Annotated in this window: 16 protein-coding genes; 2 read left to right on the top strand and 14 right to left on the bottom strand. The window is 71.3% G+C overall.

Annotated features, from left to right (window positions below):
• Positions 1–43 precede the first annotated feature (43 nt).
• From AB0K67_RS17200 to AB0K67_RS17190, 3 genes are read right to left on the bottom strand one after another with little or no spacing between them, the layout of a single operon-like run.
• Positions 44–2,005 carry an acetoacetate--CoA ligase gene (locus AB0K67_RS17200; protein ID WP_364060276.1) on the bottom strand — a complete coding sequence of 654 codons (1,962 nt, stop codon included), beginning with the start codon at positions 2,003–2,005 and terminating at the stop codon, positions 44–46.
• A gap of 58 nt (positions 2,006–2,063) precedes the next feature.
• Positions 2,064–2,921 carry a serine hydrolase gene (locus tag AB0K67_RS17195; protein ID WP_364060273.1) on the bottom strand — a complete coding sequence of 286 codons (858 nt, stop codon included), beginning with the start codon at positions 2,919–2,921 and terminating at the stop codon, positions 2,064–2,066.
• Positions 2,918–3,835: a LysR substrate-binding domain-containing protein gene (locus tag AB0K67_RS17190; RefSeq protein WP_364060270.1), complete on the bottom strand. Its 918-nt coding sequence runs from the start codon at positions 3,833–3,835 to the stop codon at positions 2,918–2,920. The genes AB0K67_RS17195 and AB0K67_RS17190 overlap by 4 nt, the downstream gene beginning before the upstream one ends.
• Before the next feature lie 87 nt (positions 3,836–3,922).
• Between AB0K67_RS17190 and AB0K67_RS17185 the strand changes: the two genes are divergently transcribed.
• A complete protein-coding gene (locus AB0K67_RS17185) occupies positions 3,923–5,494 on the top strand; it encodes a penicillin-binding transpeptidase domain-containing protein (protein WP_364060267.1) in 1,572 nt (523 codons plus the stop codon).
• A gap of 67 nt (positions 5,495–5,561) precedes the next feature.
• On the opposite strand, the gene AB0K67_RS17180 is transcribed toward AB0K67_RS17185, so the two are convergent.
• The 11 genes from AB0K67_RS17180 to AB0K67_RS17130 form a co-directional block, all read right to left on the bottom strand.
• On the bottom strand, positions 5,562–6,302 hold the full coding sequence (locus AB0K67_RS17180; RefSeq protein ID WP_364060265.1) for a haloacid dehalogenase-like hydrolase: 741 nt from the start codon (positions 6,300–6,302) through the stop codon (positions 5,562–5,564).
• A 97-nt stretch (positions 6,303–6,399) separates the two neighbouring features.
• A complete protein-coding gene (locus tag AB0K67_RS17175; protein WP_364060262.1) occupies positions 6,400–7,026 on the bottom strand; it encodes an HAD family hydrolase in 627 nt (208 codons plus the stop codon).
• A gap of 570 nt (positions 7,027–7,596) precedes the next feature.
• A complete protein-coding gene (locus AB0K67_RS17170) occupies positions 7,597–8,040 on the bottom strand; it encodes a DUF2690 domain-containing protein (protein WP_364060259.1) in 444 nt (147 codons plus the stop codon).
• Positions 8,041–8,144: 104 nt separating this feature from the next.
• Positions 8,145–8,651: a hypothetical protein gene (locus AB0K67_RS17165; RefSeq protein WP_364060256.1), complete on the bottom strand. Its 507-nt coding sequence runs from the start codon at positions 8,649–8,651 to the stop codon at positions 8,145–8,147.
• Positions 8,652–8,741: 90 nt separating this feature from the next.
• Entirely contained in the window at positions 8,742–9,386 is a 645-nt protein-coding gene (locus tag AB0K67_RS17160; RefSeq protein ID WP_364060253.1) for an HAD family phosphatase, read from the bottom strand.
• 63 nt (positions 9,387–9,449) lie between these two features.
• Complete coding sequence (gene nagZ / locus AB0K67_RS17155) at positions 9,450–10,745, bottom strand: beta-N-acetylhexosaminidase (protein WP_364060250.1); 1,296 nt, start codon at positions 10,743–10,745, stop codon at positions 9,450–9,452.
• 253 nt (positions 10,746–10,998) lie between these two features.
• The gene (gene ptsP / locus AB0K67_RS17150) at positions 10,999–12,666 is read right to left on the bottom strand and encodes a phosphoenolpyruvate--protein phosphotransferase (protein ID WP_364060247.1); all 1,668 of its coding nucleotides are present in this window, start codon (positions 12,664–12,666) and stop codon (positions 10,999–11,001) included.
• On the bottom strand, positions 12,663–12,923 hold the full coding sequence (locus AB0K67_RS17145; RefSeq protein WP_364060243.1) for an HPr family phosphocarrier protein: 261 nt from the start codon (positions 12,921–12,923) through the stop codon (positions 12,663–12,665). Before AB0K67_RS17145 ends, ptsP begins: the two co-directional genes overlap by 4 nt.
• Positions 12,924–13,105: 182 nt before the next feature.
• On the bottom strand, positions 13,106–13,552 hold the full coding sequence (locus AB0K67_RS17140) for a PTS glucose transporter subunit IIA (RefSeq protein ID WP_364060240.1): 447 nt from the start codon (positions 13,550–13,552) through the stop codon (positions 13,106–13,108).
• A gap of 10 nt (positions 13,553–13,562) precedes the next feature.
• Positions 13,563–13,799: a PTS glucose/sucrose transporter subunit IIB gene (locus AB0K67_RS17135; RefSeq protein ID WP_364060237.1), complete on the bottom strand. Its 237-nt coding sequence runs from the start codon at positions 13,797–13,799 to the stop codon at positions 13,563–13,565.
• A 38-nt stretch (positions 13,800–13,837) separates the two neighbouring features.
• Positions 13,838–14,872, bottom strand: a complete 1,035-nt coding sequence (locus AB0K67_RS17130) for an SIS domain-containing protein (RefSeq protein ID WP_364060234.1) — start codon at positions 14,870–14,872, stop codon at positions 13,838–13,840.
• Between the two features lie 127 nt (positions 14,873–14,999).
• Between AB0K67_RS17130 and AB0K67_RS17125 the strand changes: the two genes are divergently transcribed.
• A complete protein-coding gene (locus AB0K67_RS17125; RefSeq protein WP_364060231.1) occupies positions 15,000–15,740 on the top strand; it encodes a GntR family transcriptional regulator in 741 nt (246 codons plus the stop codon).
• Positions 15,741–15,745: the final 5 nt, after the last annotated feature.

The following is a 15,745-nucleotide window of genomic DNA, read 5'->3' as shown; positions in this document are numbered from 1 at the left end:
CGCCAACCCGGGCGAGCCCGCGCCGACCTCAGGCGACCCCGCGTCAGTCCCGGGTGAAGTGGCGCAGCACTTCCGGGTTGGCCATGGCGTCGGGGTTGGCGGCCTGCTCGACGGGCGTGCCGAGCAGGATCTTGCGTACGGGGACCTCGAGCTTCTTGCCCGACAGGGTCCGGGGGATGCCCGGCACCACCCGGATCTCGTCGGGCACGTGGCGCGGCGACAGCTCCGTGCGCAGGGCGGCGCGCAGCCTGCGTTCGAGGTCCTCGGTCAGCTCGGCCTGCTCGGCGAGCGTGACGAAGAGCAGCAGCCTGCCCTCCTGCCCGAGCTGGCCGGTGTCGATGACGAGGCTGTCGGCGATCTCGTCGAAGCGCTCGACCACCCGGTAGAACTCGCTGGTGCCCATGCGGACGCCGCCCCGGTTGAGCGTGGAGTCGGAGCGCCCGTAGATGACGCAGCCGCCGTCCTCGTTGATCTTGATCCAGTCGCCGTGCCGCCAGACGCCGGGGTAGACGTCGAAGTAGCTCTCGGCGTAGCGGCGGCCGTCGGGGTCGTTCCAGAAGCAGACCGGCATCGACGGCATCGGCTGGGTCACCACCAGCTCGCCCACCTCGCCGATCACCGGCTTGCCCGCCGGGTCGTACGACTCCACCTTCGCCCCCAGCGACCGGCACGGGATGATCCCGGCCCTGATGGGATGGAGCGGGGTGGCGCCGACGAACCCGGTGCACACGTCGGTGCCGCCGGAGAACGACCCCAGCGGCGTGTCGGGAAGCTGACCCGCGAGCCAGGCGAAGCCCTCGGGCGGCAGCGGCGAGCCGGTCGAGCCGACCCCGCGCAGCTTCTCCAGCCCTTCAAGGTGCAGCCCGGCCTTGAGCGAGGCCATGATGTACGGCGCCCCCACCCCGAAGTACGTCACCTGCTCGGAGGCGGCGATGCGCCACAGCGCGGCCGGCGACGGATGCGTGGCCGAGCCGTCGTAGAGGACCGGCGTGGCCCCCACCAGCAAGGCGCCGATGAGGTAATTCCACATCATCCAGCCCGTGGTGGTGTACCAGAAGAACACATCGCCGCGGCCGAGGTCCTGGTGGAAGGTGAGCGCCTTGAGGTGTTCGAGCACCACGCCGCCGTGGCCGTGCACGATCGGCTTGGGCAGTCCGGTCGTGCCACTGGAGTAGAGGATCCACAGCGGGTGGTCGAACGGTACCCGCTCGAACTCCAGCGGCCCCTCCTCGGCCCGCAGCCCCTCCCAGCCGATGACCTCGCCGTGCGGCACGTCGGCGGTGTGGGCGGCGACCGGCTCGGCCTGCTGCGGCGCGCGGCCCTCGTCGGCGGCGGCCAGGTAGGGGATCCACACGGTGGCGCGCAGCGAGGGCAGCGACGCGGCGATCTCGTGGACGGCGGCCGAGCGGTCGAAGCTCTTGCCGTTGTAGTGGTAGCCGTCGACGGCGATGAGCACCTTCGGCTCGATCTGCTTGAACCGGTCGACGATGGACGGCACGCCGAAGTCGGGCGAACCGGCCGACCAGATCGCGCCCAGCGACGCGGTGGCCAGGAACGCGATCAGCGCCTGCGGGATGTTGGGCAGGTAGGCCGCCACCCGGTCGCCGCGGCCGACGCCGAGCCTGATGAGCCCGGCCCGTACCCGCGCGACCTCCTCGCGCAGCTCGGCCCTGCTCATCTCCTGCCGCCCGCCGTCCTCGCTCAGGAAGATCAGCCCTGGGCCCTCGTCGTGGCGCAAGGCGTTCTCGGCGTAGTTGAGCGTGGCGCCGGCGAACCACTTGGCGCCGGGCATCGTGCCCGACAGCACGGGCCCGTCGCCGCGCTCGCCGATCACCTCGAAGTAGTCCCAGATCGACGTCCAGAACGCGGCGGGATCGTCGACGGACCACCGCCACACGTCCTCATAGTCCTCCGACCGGCCCAGCCACTTCAGGTAGTGGGTCAGCCTGGCCGATGCGACCACCTCGTCGTCCGGCTCCCAGAGAAGCTCGCCCTCAGCAACCATGTCACTCATCCTGTCGCCCGTACGGAGGAATGTCATACCCGGCGCTCCCCATAACTTGCTACCTCCGTAGGTGGTCCACCGCCATACGCGCGGCCGTGCCGATCACCGCGTCGGCGCGCGGCTGGTTGAGCGCGGTGCTGAACGACCGGGTGAAGACCGACACCGCGTACCTGCGGCCGTCGGGATACTCCACGACGCCCGACTCGCAGCGCAGCGTCGGGAAGGTGCCGGTCTTGCCGCTGACGGCCACGTCGTCGTACGGGAAGCCGGAGGCCAGCCGGTGCGGCCAGACCTGCATGTTGAGCACGCTGCGCATCCACGCGCACGACTCGGCGGAGGCGGCCTCGTCGCGCCAGATCAGCTCGAACAGCCGGACCATCTCGCGCGGCGTGCTGCGGTTGGTGCGCTGCGGGTCGAGCACGCTGAGCCGGGCGATGTCCTCGGGGTCGAGGTACGGCCAGCCGTGCCCGGCGTCCTCCCGCATGCGCGCGTTGGCCTCCCCCGCGCCCTGCACGACCCGCGTACGCGTCAGCCCGAACCCGTCCAGCATGGCGTTGACCGCCTCGCAGCCGATCAGCTCCAGCAGCGTGTCGGCCGAGGTGTTGTCGCTGACCGCGATCATCAGATACGCGAGGTCGCGCAGCGACATCGTCACGTCGTCGAGCATCGCGGCGATCCCGGTGGGCCCCGGCACGCGGCCCTCGGCGGGCACCGTGACCCGGTCGGTCATGCCGAGCCGCCCGGCGTCGGCCTGCCGGCAGAGCTCCACCAGCAGCGGCACCTTGAACATCGAGGCCGTCGGCAGCGGCTCGTCCGGCCCGTGGCCGACGTCGTGGCCGGTGTCGATGTCGGCCGCGTACAGCCAGCCGGTCACGCCGGCGCGGGTGAACAGGGCGTCGAAGTCGGGCGGGTTCATGCCAGCATCCCGGGCCTTCGGCTGACCCGCCGCTGAGGCGCGAGGCCCTGCTCGGTCATCCCGGCGCTCTCCTTCAACGTCCGTACGGCCACGGCCGAGAAGTCGGCGGTCGCGGCCGTCTCCGTACGCCAGGCCGTGGAGACCCGGCTCGCGATCGGCGAGCCTAGCAGCGGCCGCCAGGCCAGTCCCGGCAGCTCCACCCTCGGACCGAACGCCACCGCCGCCCCCGCGAGCACCAGGCCGAGCCCGGCGCCGTCGTGCACCTGCGCGGGGACGAACCCGTGGCGGCGGCACTCGGACAGCACCTCCGCCCGCCAGCCCGGCTCGCCCTCCTGGGGCGGCAACAGCAGCTCACGGCCCGCCAGGTCGGCCAGGTGCACCTCGCCGACCGCGGTCAGCGGGTCGCTCTCGGCCAGCAGCACGCCCTGCGTCTGCACCAGCATCCGACCGAAGCGCAGGCCGGGCGCGGTGACGGGATGCCGGACGAGCCCGACGTCGATCGCGCCCTCCGCCAGGGCCGTCACCTGGTCGGCGGTCCAGATCTCGGCGGGCGCGACGCGTACGTCCGGGTTGGCCGCGCGGAAGTTCGCCACCAGGGCCGCCAGCACGGAGGCGGCCAGGTCGGGCGGCACGCCGACCTTCAGCACCGCGCCGCCGCCCTGCCTGGCCAGCTCATGCAGCCGGTCGACGCGGGAGACGATCTCGCGGGCCTCGCCCAGCAGCAGCCGGCCCTGCTCGGTGAGGCGCACCTGGCGGGCGGAACGGTCGAACAGCCGTACGCCCAGCTCCTCCTCCAGCCGTTTGATGCGCTGGCTGAGCGGCGGCTGGGCCATGCCGAGCCGGATGGCCGCGTTGCCGAAGTGCAGTTCCTCCGCCACCACAATGAAGTAGCGGAGGTGCCGGACGAGGTCCATGACCAGCAAATATATCCAGATTTATATCTAGATGTCCCTCATATCAATATTGGACACTATTGCTCCCACTCTGGTGTCCTCTGCGGCATGGCACAGCGAACGGGGAGAATCTACGGGCGGCGTCGTCGCAGGCGATGGCCCTTCATCGTGGCGGGGCTGCTGGTCCCGGCCGTCGCGGCGGGCGGCGTCGTCTGGGTGATGCGTACGCAGGGCTCTCCCGAGGAGACCGCCGACCGCTACCTGGCGGCGTGGAGCGCCCAGGACTACGCCACCATGCGGTCCCTGGTCGCCGACCCGCCCGCCGGCTTCGAGCGCGCCCATCGCGACTTCCGTACCGGGCTCAAGCTGACCGGCGCGACCTTCCGGCGCCGCGACTCCGCCGCGCGTGACGGCGTCATCGCCTTCCGCGCCGCCCTGCAGGGCCCGCGCGACTTCACCTACACCGGGCGGCTGCGCCTGGTCGAGCGCGACCGTTCATGGAAGGTGGCCTGGACGCCCGCCACCATCCACCCGGAGCTGAAGCAAGGACTGTCGCTGCGGGCCGTGACGCGCGAGGCCGAGCCGGTACGCGTGCTCGCCGCCGACGGCACCCAGGTCAACGACCCCTCGGCGCCCGGCTCCGTGCAGCAGCTCATCGAGGGCATGAAGACGACGCTCCCCGAACGGTTCTCGGCGCGCCGCCGTACCGTCATCGGCCTCTACCGGGGGAACGAGCCGGTGAAGATCCTGACCGAGGAGAAGGGCGGCGAGCGGCCCATCCAGACCACGCTCGACCTCAAGGTGCACCGGGCGGGCGCGAAGGCGCTGAAGGGCGTGGACAAACCGGTCTCGCTGGTGGCCCTGCGGGCCTCGACCGGGGAGATCCTGGCCGTGGTCAACGCGCCGGGCGGGTTCAACCGGGCGCTCATGGGCAAGTACCCGCCCGGCTCGACGTTCAAGGTCGTCACCGCCTCCGCGCTCGTCGCCGACGGCATCCAGCCCGGGCAGCAGGTCGCCTGCCCGGCCGAGCAGAACATCGGCGGCTTCCCCTTCCACAACGCCGGCTACGAGGACTTCGGCACGCTGTCGTTCCGGGACGCGTTCGCGCACTCGTGCAACACCACGTTCGGGCAGATGAGCGTCGACCGGCTGAACGGCGGCCGGCTCGGTGAGGTGGCCAAGAGCTTCGGCTTCGGCACGCCGATCACGCCGGGCGTGCCCGCCGTACGGGCCGAGTTCCCCGACCCCAAGGACGACACCGACCTCGCCTCCGCCGCCATCGGGCAGGGCCGGGTGCTGGCCAGCCCGCTCAACATGGCCTCCGTGGCCGCCGCCATCGCCTCGGGCGCGTGGACCCCGCCCCGGCTGGTCGTCGGCGAGCGCATCCCCGATCAGCAGCCCGGCACGCCGCGTCCGCTGGAGAAGGGCGTCGTGAACGCGCTGCGCGCCCTCATGCCCGCCGTGGTGACGGACGGCACCGCGCACGGCGTCAGCTTCCCGCCGGGCACCGCCGGCAAGACCGGGACCGCCGAGTACGGCTCGGGCAAGGAGCCGCCCGCACACTCGTGGTTCATCGGCTACCGGGGCGACCTGGCGTTCTCCGTCATCGTGGAGGGCGGCGGCGCGGGCTCCGCGGTGGCCGCGCCGATCGCCGCCCGCTTTCTCAACGCCCTCTCCTGACGCCCCGGCGCGGTCAGACCGCCCTGCTGCCCACCGGCGCAGACCACCTTCTTGCCCACCGGCGCGGTCAGACGGCCTTGCTGTCCACCGGCGCGGTCAGGGCCGCGACCGCCTTCACCACCTCGGAGGCGTCGGACAGGTCGGGCAGCACGATGTCGGCCCCGGCCTCGCGCAGCTCGGAGGCCATCGACCGCCCCGAGGCGACCCCGATCATCCCGGCCCCGCCGATCTTGGCGGCCTGCACGTCACGGGTGGAGTCGCCGATGACCACGGTGTTGGCCTTGGTGAACGGCGTGCCGAGCCGCTGCCTAGCCCGCGACTGGGCGACCTGCAGCAGCGTCGCCTTGGGGTAGACCTCCTCACCGTAGCCGCCGAGCTCGAAGTCGATGTACTTGTCGAGCCCGAACGCCTTGAGCTTGAGCACGGCGTTGCTCTTGATCGTGCCCGTCAGCACCGTCTGGACGACGCCGTCGAGCCTGGAGACGGCCTTGAGCGCGTCTTTCGCCCCGGCCATCATGCGGCCCTCCTTGGACAGCCGCCCGCGCCGGTCGGCGAAGGCCGAGGCCAGCGCCGAGAGGAAGGCGGGCAGGTGGTCGTCCTCGGCCACGATGCCGTTCACGGCGAGCGTCTCGAAGACGACCTCGGAGTCGGGGCGGCCCAGCGGAGGGACGAGCTTGACGAGCGGGCGCCCGGTCACGACGCGGAACGCCTCTGCGTAGGCGTCTCTGGTCACGATGGAGACGTCGACCAGCGTCAGGTCGACGTTCCACAGCACAAGGCGGTTGATGGCGGCCTCCTGAAGGATCACTGCAAAGGTTAGGCCATCACGAGCCGCCGGGACCCTCACCACGGGAAATCCGGCATGACCGGACGGCCGCGCAGGAGGGCCGGCGGTGACCAGCAGATCAGATGTGGTTCAGCGCGTCGGCGAGGTGATCGACCACGGGGAAGCCGGTGCTCTCCAGCTCCTGCCTGGTCGTCATGCCGCCGGTGTAGAGCACGGCCCTCGCGCCCACGTGGCGTGCGGCCAGCCCGTCGTCCACGCTGTCGCCGATCACCAGGATCTGGGCGGGGTCGATGCCGAGCGCCTTGATGTGCTCGGCCATGTGCGCGGCCTTCTCGCCGCCGGTGGCGCCGTTGATGCCGTCGATCCTGGTGAAGTGCCGGGTGATGCCGAACGACTCCACCTTGGGCACCAGGTGGGCGTGCGGGGCCATCGAGCAGAGCGACTGCGTGCCCGTCCAGCTCGCCAGCACCATCTCGGCACCGGTGGCCAGCTCGCACACCTCGGCCAGCCGGAAGTAGTGCTCGTGGAAGCCGTCGTCGAGGCGCTTCCACTCGCCTTCGACGAGCGGGCGGCCGAGCAGGCGCTCGTACGCCACCCAGATGGGGCGCGTGTAGACCGCCCGGAAGCCGTCGGCGGTCAGTGGGGGAAGCTCGTACGGCTTGAAGACCTCGTTGGTGGCCCCTACGACGGCCTCGATGTCATGGAAGAGGGTGCCGTTCCAGTCCCAGATGATGTGCTGTGTCATGTCGGGCACAAGACTAAATGCCCGACATGACATTTCGATGACGGCCCCTCCGCCGCCCCAGGACTCGAACGCCCCGGCCCACAAGCCTCCGTGGCCCGGGCTGATAGCCGTCCCAGCCACCACGCCTCGAACTCCAGCACCCCGACCTGAGAACCCTGGGGGGCGACCGGCCCACCCCCACCCCCCGCCACCGCCTCTCGGAGCGGGGCAACGACGGCCAGACTTCCGCCACCGCCCCTCGGCACTGGGCAACGACCGCCGGACTCCCGCTGCGACGCCCCGGGCCGGGCGGCGGCGAGCCGGCCCCCAGCGCGAATCCACCGGCTTCGCGACCGAAGCCGCCCGCCGGGCGGGCCTCACTGCTGAGAGGCGACGCGGGCCCGGCCGGGCGGAGCTGCAGGCCGACGGCGGATTCCCTGCCGTCGGGCGGCACGCAAGCGGTCAGGCGCACTGACCCCGTCACACGGGCCCCAACCCGTCAGGCGAGGGCCCCTAACCCCGTCAGGCGAGGGGCCCTATTCCCGTCGGACGAGGGCCTTACCCTCGTCCAAGCTGAGGTCCTGAGCGGCGTCAGCCGCAGGCCTTGCTGGTCGTGCCCTGGGCGTTCTGGCCGCCGCGCCCGCCGCCCCACTGGACGAACGCGCTGCCCCAGGCGCACATGTCCTTGCCCCAGAGCATGTCGCCCCAGTGCCGTCCGCCGTTGCCGGCCTTGAAGCGGAAGGAGTTGTGGCGGCCGTCGGCGGTGTAGACGTGGATGGTGCCGACCATGGAGGAGCCGACCTTGATCTCGGTCCAGTTGGTCTGGCACTTGCCCGACCACATGAGCTTGATCGTCCCCACCGTCCCGTGAACCCGGCTGGAGATGTTCGCCGTACGCACGGCGCGGGCCGAGTTGCCGCAGCCCGACTTGTACGGATCCTTGTGGTCCCCCGGCTTGAGGGCGGCCTGAGCGTTGGCGGGCGAGCTGGCCAGAATGGCCGCCGCCCCGATGGCGACCGCCAGGACTCGACGCATCACGTAGAACCGACTCCTTAAGTTGATTACTCTGCCGTGTCGGGACATTAGCGGGATGTGACGATCATTGAACGTGACCCGCCCGCCCCGTGACCTCACCGTTATCAACTGAGGAGGTCGGGAATCTCCTGCGTCGCGTACCACATCAGCTCGTGGGCCTCGGCTCCGTCCACGGTGAAGCGGGCGTCGTCGTCGCCCGCGTCGGCGGCGGGCAGCGCGGCGATGGCGGCCTCGATGTCGGTCACCGCGTCGTGGTCGTCGATGTGCACGGCGGCGACCTTGGTCATCGGCACCGCCCGCGACAGGCGGACCCGGCCGCGCTCCTCCAGGGCGGCGCCTACGGTGACGCCCTTCTCGGGCACCTCGGCGGCGATCACGACGCGCCGAGCCGGGGCGTCGACGCCGTCGGCGCGGTCGGCGGCCAGCATCCGCAGCGAGGCGCGGGCGGCCTCGGTGAGCGCGACGTATTCGAGCTCCTCGGTGTCGCCCGAGGCGTACCACTCGATCAGCGCGGGGGTCACCGCGTAGCCGGTCAGCGGGGCCGGGCCCACCTCTCCGGCCTTCACCGCAGCAGCAAGAGCCGGGAGAGTACACGGCAGATAGACGCGCATGACGAACCTTTCCAAACGTGCGGGGCTCGACCAGGCGGGAGCCCGATCGCAACCTTACTGCCGGTCCCTGGTCACGACCGTGGTGATGGACTACTTCCGCAAGGTGAGGCGCAGCAGGCCCTCCAGCCGCGTGATCGTGGTGACGGGGTCGCGGTGGTGTATGCCGTTGATACCGAGGGCTCGGGCGGCGACGATGTTGGCCTCGATGTCGTCGATGAACACGCAGTCCTCGCCGGACAGGCCGATGAGATCGAGCGCGTGGCGGAAGATGCGCTCCTCGGGCTTGCGCATGCCGACCTCGCCGGAGATGACGACCGCGTCGAACAGCTCGTCCCAGTCGTCGCGGGGGTAGGTGTTGGACCACGAGTTGGACAGCAGGCAGGTCTTCACGCCGTTGCCGCGGACGTCGCGCAGCATGTCGTACATGGCCTCGACGCGTTCGAAGCCCGCGAACATGCGCTCGAGGAGCCCTTCGGCGACCGGCGGCACGCCGTCGACGGTGAGCAGCCGGGCGGCCAGGTCGCGTTCGAAGGCGGCGCCGTCGATCTCGCCCCTTTCGAGCGCGTGGACGACGTTGTCGCCGTCGCCGCCGCGGTAGGCGTGGTCGATGAGCTCGCGCATCACCTTGTAGTAGTGGTCGGCGTCGATCCTGTCGGCGGCGATCCAGCGCGCGATGGAGTCGGACAGGCTGGTCGTCAGCACCCCGCCCCAGTCGATGAGCACACCCGTAACCATCGTTCTAGGGTAGAGCGTCACGAAACGCCGGTTTACTCCCCGATCCAGGTGGATCGAGGAGTATCAGCGTCCGGCGCGGGCGGCGAGCTTGCGGTGCGCGGACGAGCGCAGCACCCCGGCCGCCTTCGCCGCCGAGGCCACGGGCGCCTCTGTCAGGAAGCCGCGCTTCTGCTTGAGCGTCAGCAGCCGGGTGACCGACTGGTCGAGCCGCTGCTCGGAGATGCGGCCCGACTTCACCGCCTTCAGCACCGCCTTGTACGCCTTGGGCAGGTCGTTGGGCATGAGCAGCAGGTCGGCCCCGGCCAGCACGGCCCGTACCGCGACCTCGCCGTCGTCGTACTTCTTGCGCGCCCCCGCCATGTTGAGCGCGTCGGTGGAGATGACGCCCTTGAAGCCGAGCTTCTCGCGCAGCAGGCCGGTCAGGATCGGCTTGGACAGCGTGGCGGGGTCGCCCGACGGGTCGAGCTTGGGGAAGACGATGTGGGCGCTCATCACCGCGTCGACGCCCGCGTCGATGGCGGCCTTGAACGGCGGCGCGTCGATGCGCTCCCACTGCGCCTTGGTGTGCTTGATGACCGGCAGCCCGGTGTGGCTGTCGACGCTGGTGTCGCCGTGGCCGGGGAAGTGTTTGGCGGTCGCCGCGATCTTCGCGTCACCGAAGCCCTTGACCGCCGCCGCCACCATCTTCGCCACCCGCTTGGGGTCGTCGCCGTACGCGCGCCGGCCGATGACGGGGTTGCGCGGGTTGACGTTGACGTCGGCGACGGGCGCGAAGTCGAGGTTGACCCCGAGCGCGCGCAGCTCCTCGCCGGTCGCCTTGGCCACCTCGCGGGCCAGGGCGGTGTCCTTGGTGTCGCCGATGGTGCCCTGGCCAGGGAACTTCGTCATCAGCGCCGACATGCGCGAGACCAGGCCGTTCTCCTGGTCGGTGCCGATGATCAGCGGCACCTTCCCCGAGGCGCGCTGCAGGCCGTTGGTGAGCCCGACGACCTGCGTGGTGCTCTTGACGTTGTGGGGGAAGAGGATGACGCCGCCCAGGTGGTATTTCGCGATCACCTTGGCCGGGGTCTGCGCGCCGTAACGCGCTTGGTTCTCACCCGAGGCGGAGCCGGCCGTGGTGCCGTAGAGGACGGGCATGAAGAGCTGGCCGACCTTCTCCTCGGTGGTCAGGCGCGACAGGACCCGCTGGACCTCGCTCTGCGCGGGCGTGGTCGCGGCCGAAGGCGTCGCGGGCGCGCTGCTGCGCGCGGGCGGCGCGGCCTTGCCTCCGGTCGGCTCGGCCCCCGCGGGTCCGCCGCCACCGCCGCACGCGACGAGCGCGATCACCAGGAGTCCTGTCGTACCGATCCGTCGAAGCATGACTCCAAAGGTATCCACACGACGACGCGCCCGGGCCCGCGCTCGCCCTCAGCGCAAGAACCCGGCCTCACAAGAGCCGAGCCTCGGCCCAAGAGCAGGCCCCACAACAACCGAGCCTCGGCCCAAGAGCAGGCCCCACAACAACCGAGCCTCAGTCCAAGAGCCGAGCCCCACAACAACCGAGCCTCAGTCCAAGAGCCGAGCCCCCACAAAGCCGGGCCTCAGCTCATAAGTCCGGACCTCTGCATGACGGCTACAGGCCGAGCCTGGCGAGGCCGGGCAGGTGCACGCGGGCCGCCGCGCGGGCGTCGGCCGCCGTGGGCTGCGCCCTGGCCGCCTCGGCCGCCGCACGGCACTGCTCCAGCGTGTGCGCGGCCAGCCCGGCGCGTACGCCGGCCAGCGCCGACGGCGCCATCGACAGCGACGACACCCCGAGCCCGGCCAGCACGCAGGCCAGCGCGGCGTCGGCGGCGGCCTCCCCGCACACGCCGCAGGGCTTGTCCGCGCGCCCGGCCGCGCCGGCGACCATGGCGACCAGATCGAGCAGCGCCGGCTGCCAGGGGTCGTGCAGGTCGCTGACGGCGCCGAGCCTGCGGTCGGCGGCGAAGGCGTACTGGCTGAGGTCGTTGGTGCCGATGGAGACGAAGTCGACCTGGGAGAGCACGTCAGCGGCGCGCAGCGCGGCCGACGGGATCTCGATCATCACGCCGACCTCCAGCAGCCCCTTGTCGGCGCACTCCCTGGCGAACCAGGTGGCCTCCTCGGCCGTGGCCACCATCGGGGCCATCACCTGCAGCTCCGGCGCGGCCACCGCGGCCAGGGCGCTGAGCTGGACGTCCATCACCTCGGGCGCGCGCTTGAACAGGCGCAGCCCGCGCTCGCCCAGCGCCGGGTTCTGCTCGGGCGGCACGGTCAGGAACGGCAGCGGCTTGTCCGCGCCGCCGTCGAGCATGCGCACCACCACCTTGCCGCCGGGGAAGGCGTCGAGCGCCGCGCGGTAGGCGCGTACCTGCTCGTCAAGCGAAGGGGGCTCGGCGCGGTCGAGGAAGAGGAACTCGGTGCGGTACAGGCCGATGCCCTCGGCGCCCGCGGCGAGCGCGGCGTCGATCTCGGCGGGGCCGCCGATGTTGGCGAGCAGCGGCACGGGATGGCCGTCGGCGGTCGCTCCCGGACCGGTCCACGACGCGAGCGCGGCCTGCCGGGCGGTCGCGGCGCCGACCGCGTCGGCCACGTCGGCGTCGGCGGGCGAGACGCGGACCTCGCCGGAGGTGCCGTCCACCATGACCTGGACGCCCGGCTGGATGCGGGTGGCGCCCTGGCAGGCCACGACCGCGGGCACGCCGATCGACCTGGCCATGATGGCGGTGTGGCTGGTGGGGCCGCCCTCCTCGGTGACGAACGCGACCACGTCGTCCCTGGACAGCAGCGCGGTGTCGGCGGGTGCGAGGTCCTTGGCGACCAGCACGTACGGCTCCTCGGGTGCGACCGGCAGCCCCGGCAGCGCCTGCCCGTAGAGCAGCGCGATCACGCGATCCCTGATGTCGCGCACGTCGGCGGCGCGCTCGCCCAGGTATCCGCCGGATCCGGCGAGCACGTCCTGGTACTTCGAGAACGCCTCGAAGACCGCTCTGGGGGCGGCGAGTCCGCGGTCGATGAGCGAGCGCACCTTGACGACCAACCCGGGGTCCTCGGCCATCAGCGCCTGGGCCTTGAGTATCTCCCCTGCCTCGCCGCCCGCCTGGTTGCCGCGGGCTTCGAGCTCGCCCGCGACCTGCTGGAGCGCGACCATGGCACGCTCCTTCTCCTGCTCCGCCTCACCGGTGTAGGTGGCGCCCTCGGGGGGTTCGGGCACAGAGACGGTCAGCACGAAAGAGGGTCCGTGCCCGATGCCCGGGCTGACCCCCACCCCCCGCAGGTTCATGGCGTGCCGGCGATCGCGGCCAGCTCGTCGAGGACCTCTTCCGAGCCCTCGCCCTCCGCGGAGATCACCACGGTCTCGCCCTGACGGACGTCGAGCGCCATGATGGCGAGGATGCTCTTGCCGTTGACCGGCCCGCCACCGTGCGCCTTCTCGACCGTGATGTCCATCGGGGCCTGCTTGGCCCGCTGCACGAACGTCGCCGCGGGACGGGCGTGCAGCCCTACCTCAGCCGCCACGGTGACCTTGCGTTGCCCCATTTTCGTGCTCCTCCTTCTGTGCCGGTCCAGACCAGCCGGACCTTCGTACGATCGCCACCAAAACGGACGACCGACAATATTGTGACGGCTCACACGAGCCCACCCGACTACCGTTGATGCCACCCTGGACACCTCTTATTCCCCGATAGCCGCGAAACTGCCCACTAGGGCGCAAACCACGCTCAATCCCACTCGAAGAGCTGGTCCCCCGCGTGCACCGCTCCCTGCGTGACCTCCGTGACGGCGCCGGACAGCGCGTCGAGCGCGACGACCGGGCAGACCGGGGAACGGCCGCCCGCCTCGATGACCGAGGGGTCCCAGGCCACCACGGGCTGACCGGCCGCGACCCGGTCGCCCTCCGACGCCAGCAGCTCGAAGCCCTCCCCCTTGAGCTGTACGGTGTCGATGCCCAGGTGCACGAGCACGCCTTTCCCGTCATCGCCGACGATGACGTACGCGTGCGGATGAAGTTTCATGATTTTTCCGGCGATAGGGGCCACGGCCTCGCCCGGCCCCCTGAGCGGGTCGATCGCCGCCCCCGGGCCGACCATGCCCGCCGAGAACACCGGGTCGGGCACGGCTGCCAGCCCCACGGCCTCCCCCTCGACCGGGGCGAGAACAGTCGTCATGATCTCGCCCTTAGCCGATGGCGTCCTCGATGTCGCTGGCTATCGTGTCCGCCTCCGGCCCGACGACGACCTGCACCACGTTGCCCGTGGCCATGACGCCGTGCGCGCCTGCGGCCTTCAGCGCCGCCTGATCGACCTTCGAGGCGTCGTGCACCTCCGTGCGCAGGCGGGTGATGCACGGCTCGATGTCGATGATGTTGCCGGCGCCGCCCAGCGCGGCGATGATCGCGTTCACGTCCGCCGCCATCAGGTCCTCCCTAGGGTCGGCTCTCTGACCAGGCTAGATCAGTCGGTCTGGGTGACCTTGTTCAGGCCGCGCGGCGCGTCGGGGTCGATGCCGAGCCGGCGGGCCAGCGCCTCGGTGAGCAGCTGCCCCGGCACGATCAGGCCCATCGGGGCCACCCACTCGGGCAGGTCGGGGCCGTTCAGGCTGGCCGTGCCCGCCCGCGACAGCGCGTCGCCGCCGCCGATCGTGTACGCGGCCGCCCCCGCCGCGACCACCCGCTCGGCCAGCGCCACCGTGCCCTGAAGCGTCGGGCTGTTCTCGGAGGCCACCAGCAGCGCCGGAGTGTCGGCGTCCACGACCGCGATCGGGCCGTGCAGCAGGTCGGCGTACGACAGGCCCATGGCGTGCAGGTAGCAGGCCTCCTTGAGCTTCAGCGCGGTCTCCAGCGCCGTGGAGAACGCCATCCCGCGCCCCGAGACGACCACGCCCTGCTTGTCCAGCAGCCCCTCGACCACGGCCTCCAGGTCGCCGGGCTCCGCGATGAGCTTCTCCACCGCCTCGGGCACCCGCCGCAGGTCGTCCACGTCCACGTCCGCGCCCAGCCCGATCGCCAGCACGGCCAGCGCGGCGAGCTGCGTCGTGTACGTCTTGGTCGCCGGCACCGCCTTCTCCTCGCCGGCCACCGTGCACAGGGCCACGTCGGCGGCCTGCGCGAGCGGGCTCTGCTCGCCGCCGTTGGTCACGGCCACGGTCTTGGCGCCGCAGTCCTTGGCCCACGCCAGTGTCTCGACGATCTCCTCGGTACGTCCCGACTGCGAGATCGCGACGGCCAGCACGCCATCGAGGTCGAGCTTGCGCTTGTACGTGGTCGCGATCGACGGGGCGGCCAGCGCCGCGAGGCGGCCCGCGTGCGCCTCGATGAGGTAGCGCCCGTACACTGCGGCGTTGTCAGAGGTGCCGCGCGCGATGAAGAGCAACTGGCGGGTCTGCTCGCCGAGTGCGCCGATCTCGCCGGCCTTGGGGAGCAGGGAGTCCAGTGTGTCCCGCAGCGCCGTCGGCTGCTCGGCGATCTCGCTGCGCATTCTCGTGGTCATCTCGCGCTCATCCCTCAACTCATGCGGTGTTCAGACTTGCCGTCATACGCGACTTATGGTGGTCTAGTCCGGACTAGACCAGTACGAACCATAGCCCATGGCCTTGGCGGAGACGAGGGGAGGATCCGTGGCGCGCATCGATCCGGACAGCCCGGTGCCCAAATACTTCCAGCTTCGCGAGATCCTGCTGGACCTCATCGACAGCGATGAGCTCAGCATCGGTGCGGCCATCCCGTCCGAGCGCGAGCTCTGCCAGCGGTTCGGGCTGTCCAGGATGACCGTACGCCAGGCCGTCGACCACCTCGTCTCCGAGGGCAGGCTGCACCGGGTGCCCGGCAAGGGCACGTTCGTGGCCCGGCCGAAGATCGAGCTGGCCCTGCAGCTCACCTCGTTCACCGAGGACATGCGGGCGCGCGGCATGGTCCCAGGCTCGCGCGACCTCGACCGCCGCGTGGTGCGCGCCAGCGCCCACCTGGCCAAGGAGCTGGGCATCCAGCCGGGCGAAGAGGTGCACTTCATCGAGCGGCTGCGGACGGCCGACGGGGAGCCGCTGTCCATCGAACGCGCTCACATCCCGGTCAAGCTCGCACCGGACCTGGCAGACTACGACCTGTCAGATAAATCACTCTACGAGCTGCTGGAGCGCCGCTACGGGCTCGTCATGGACGCCGGTGAGCTGACCATCGACGGCGGCCTGGCCGACCCCAGCGACGCCGACCTGCTGAAGCTGCCCAGGGGCGGCGCCGTGCTGCTGCTGCAGCGCCGGTCGTTCTCCGGCGGGGTCTGCGCCGAGCTGGGCGTGTCCACCTACCGCGCCGACCGCTACCAGCTGCGCACCTCCCTGGAGATGCCGGCCCGCCGGGGCTGACCCGA

The organism is Nonomuraea sp. NPDC052634 (genome assembly GCF_040678535.1).
Taxonomy (GTDB): Bacteria; Actinomycetota; Actinomycetes; order Streptosporangiales; family Streptosporangiaceae; genus Nonomuraea; species Nonomuraea fastidiosa.
This window is presented reverse-complemented; position numbering and strand designations above follow the sequence as displayed.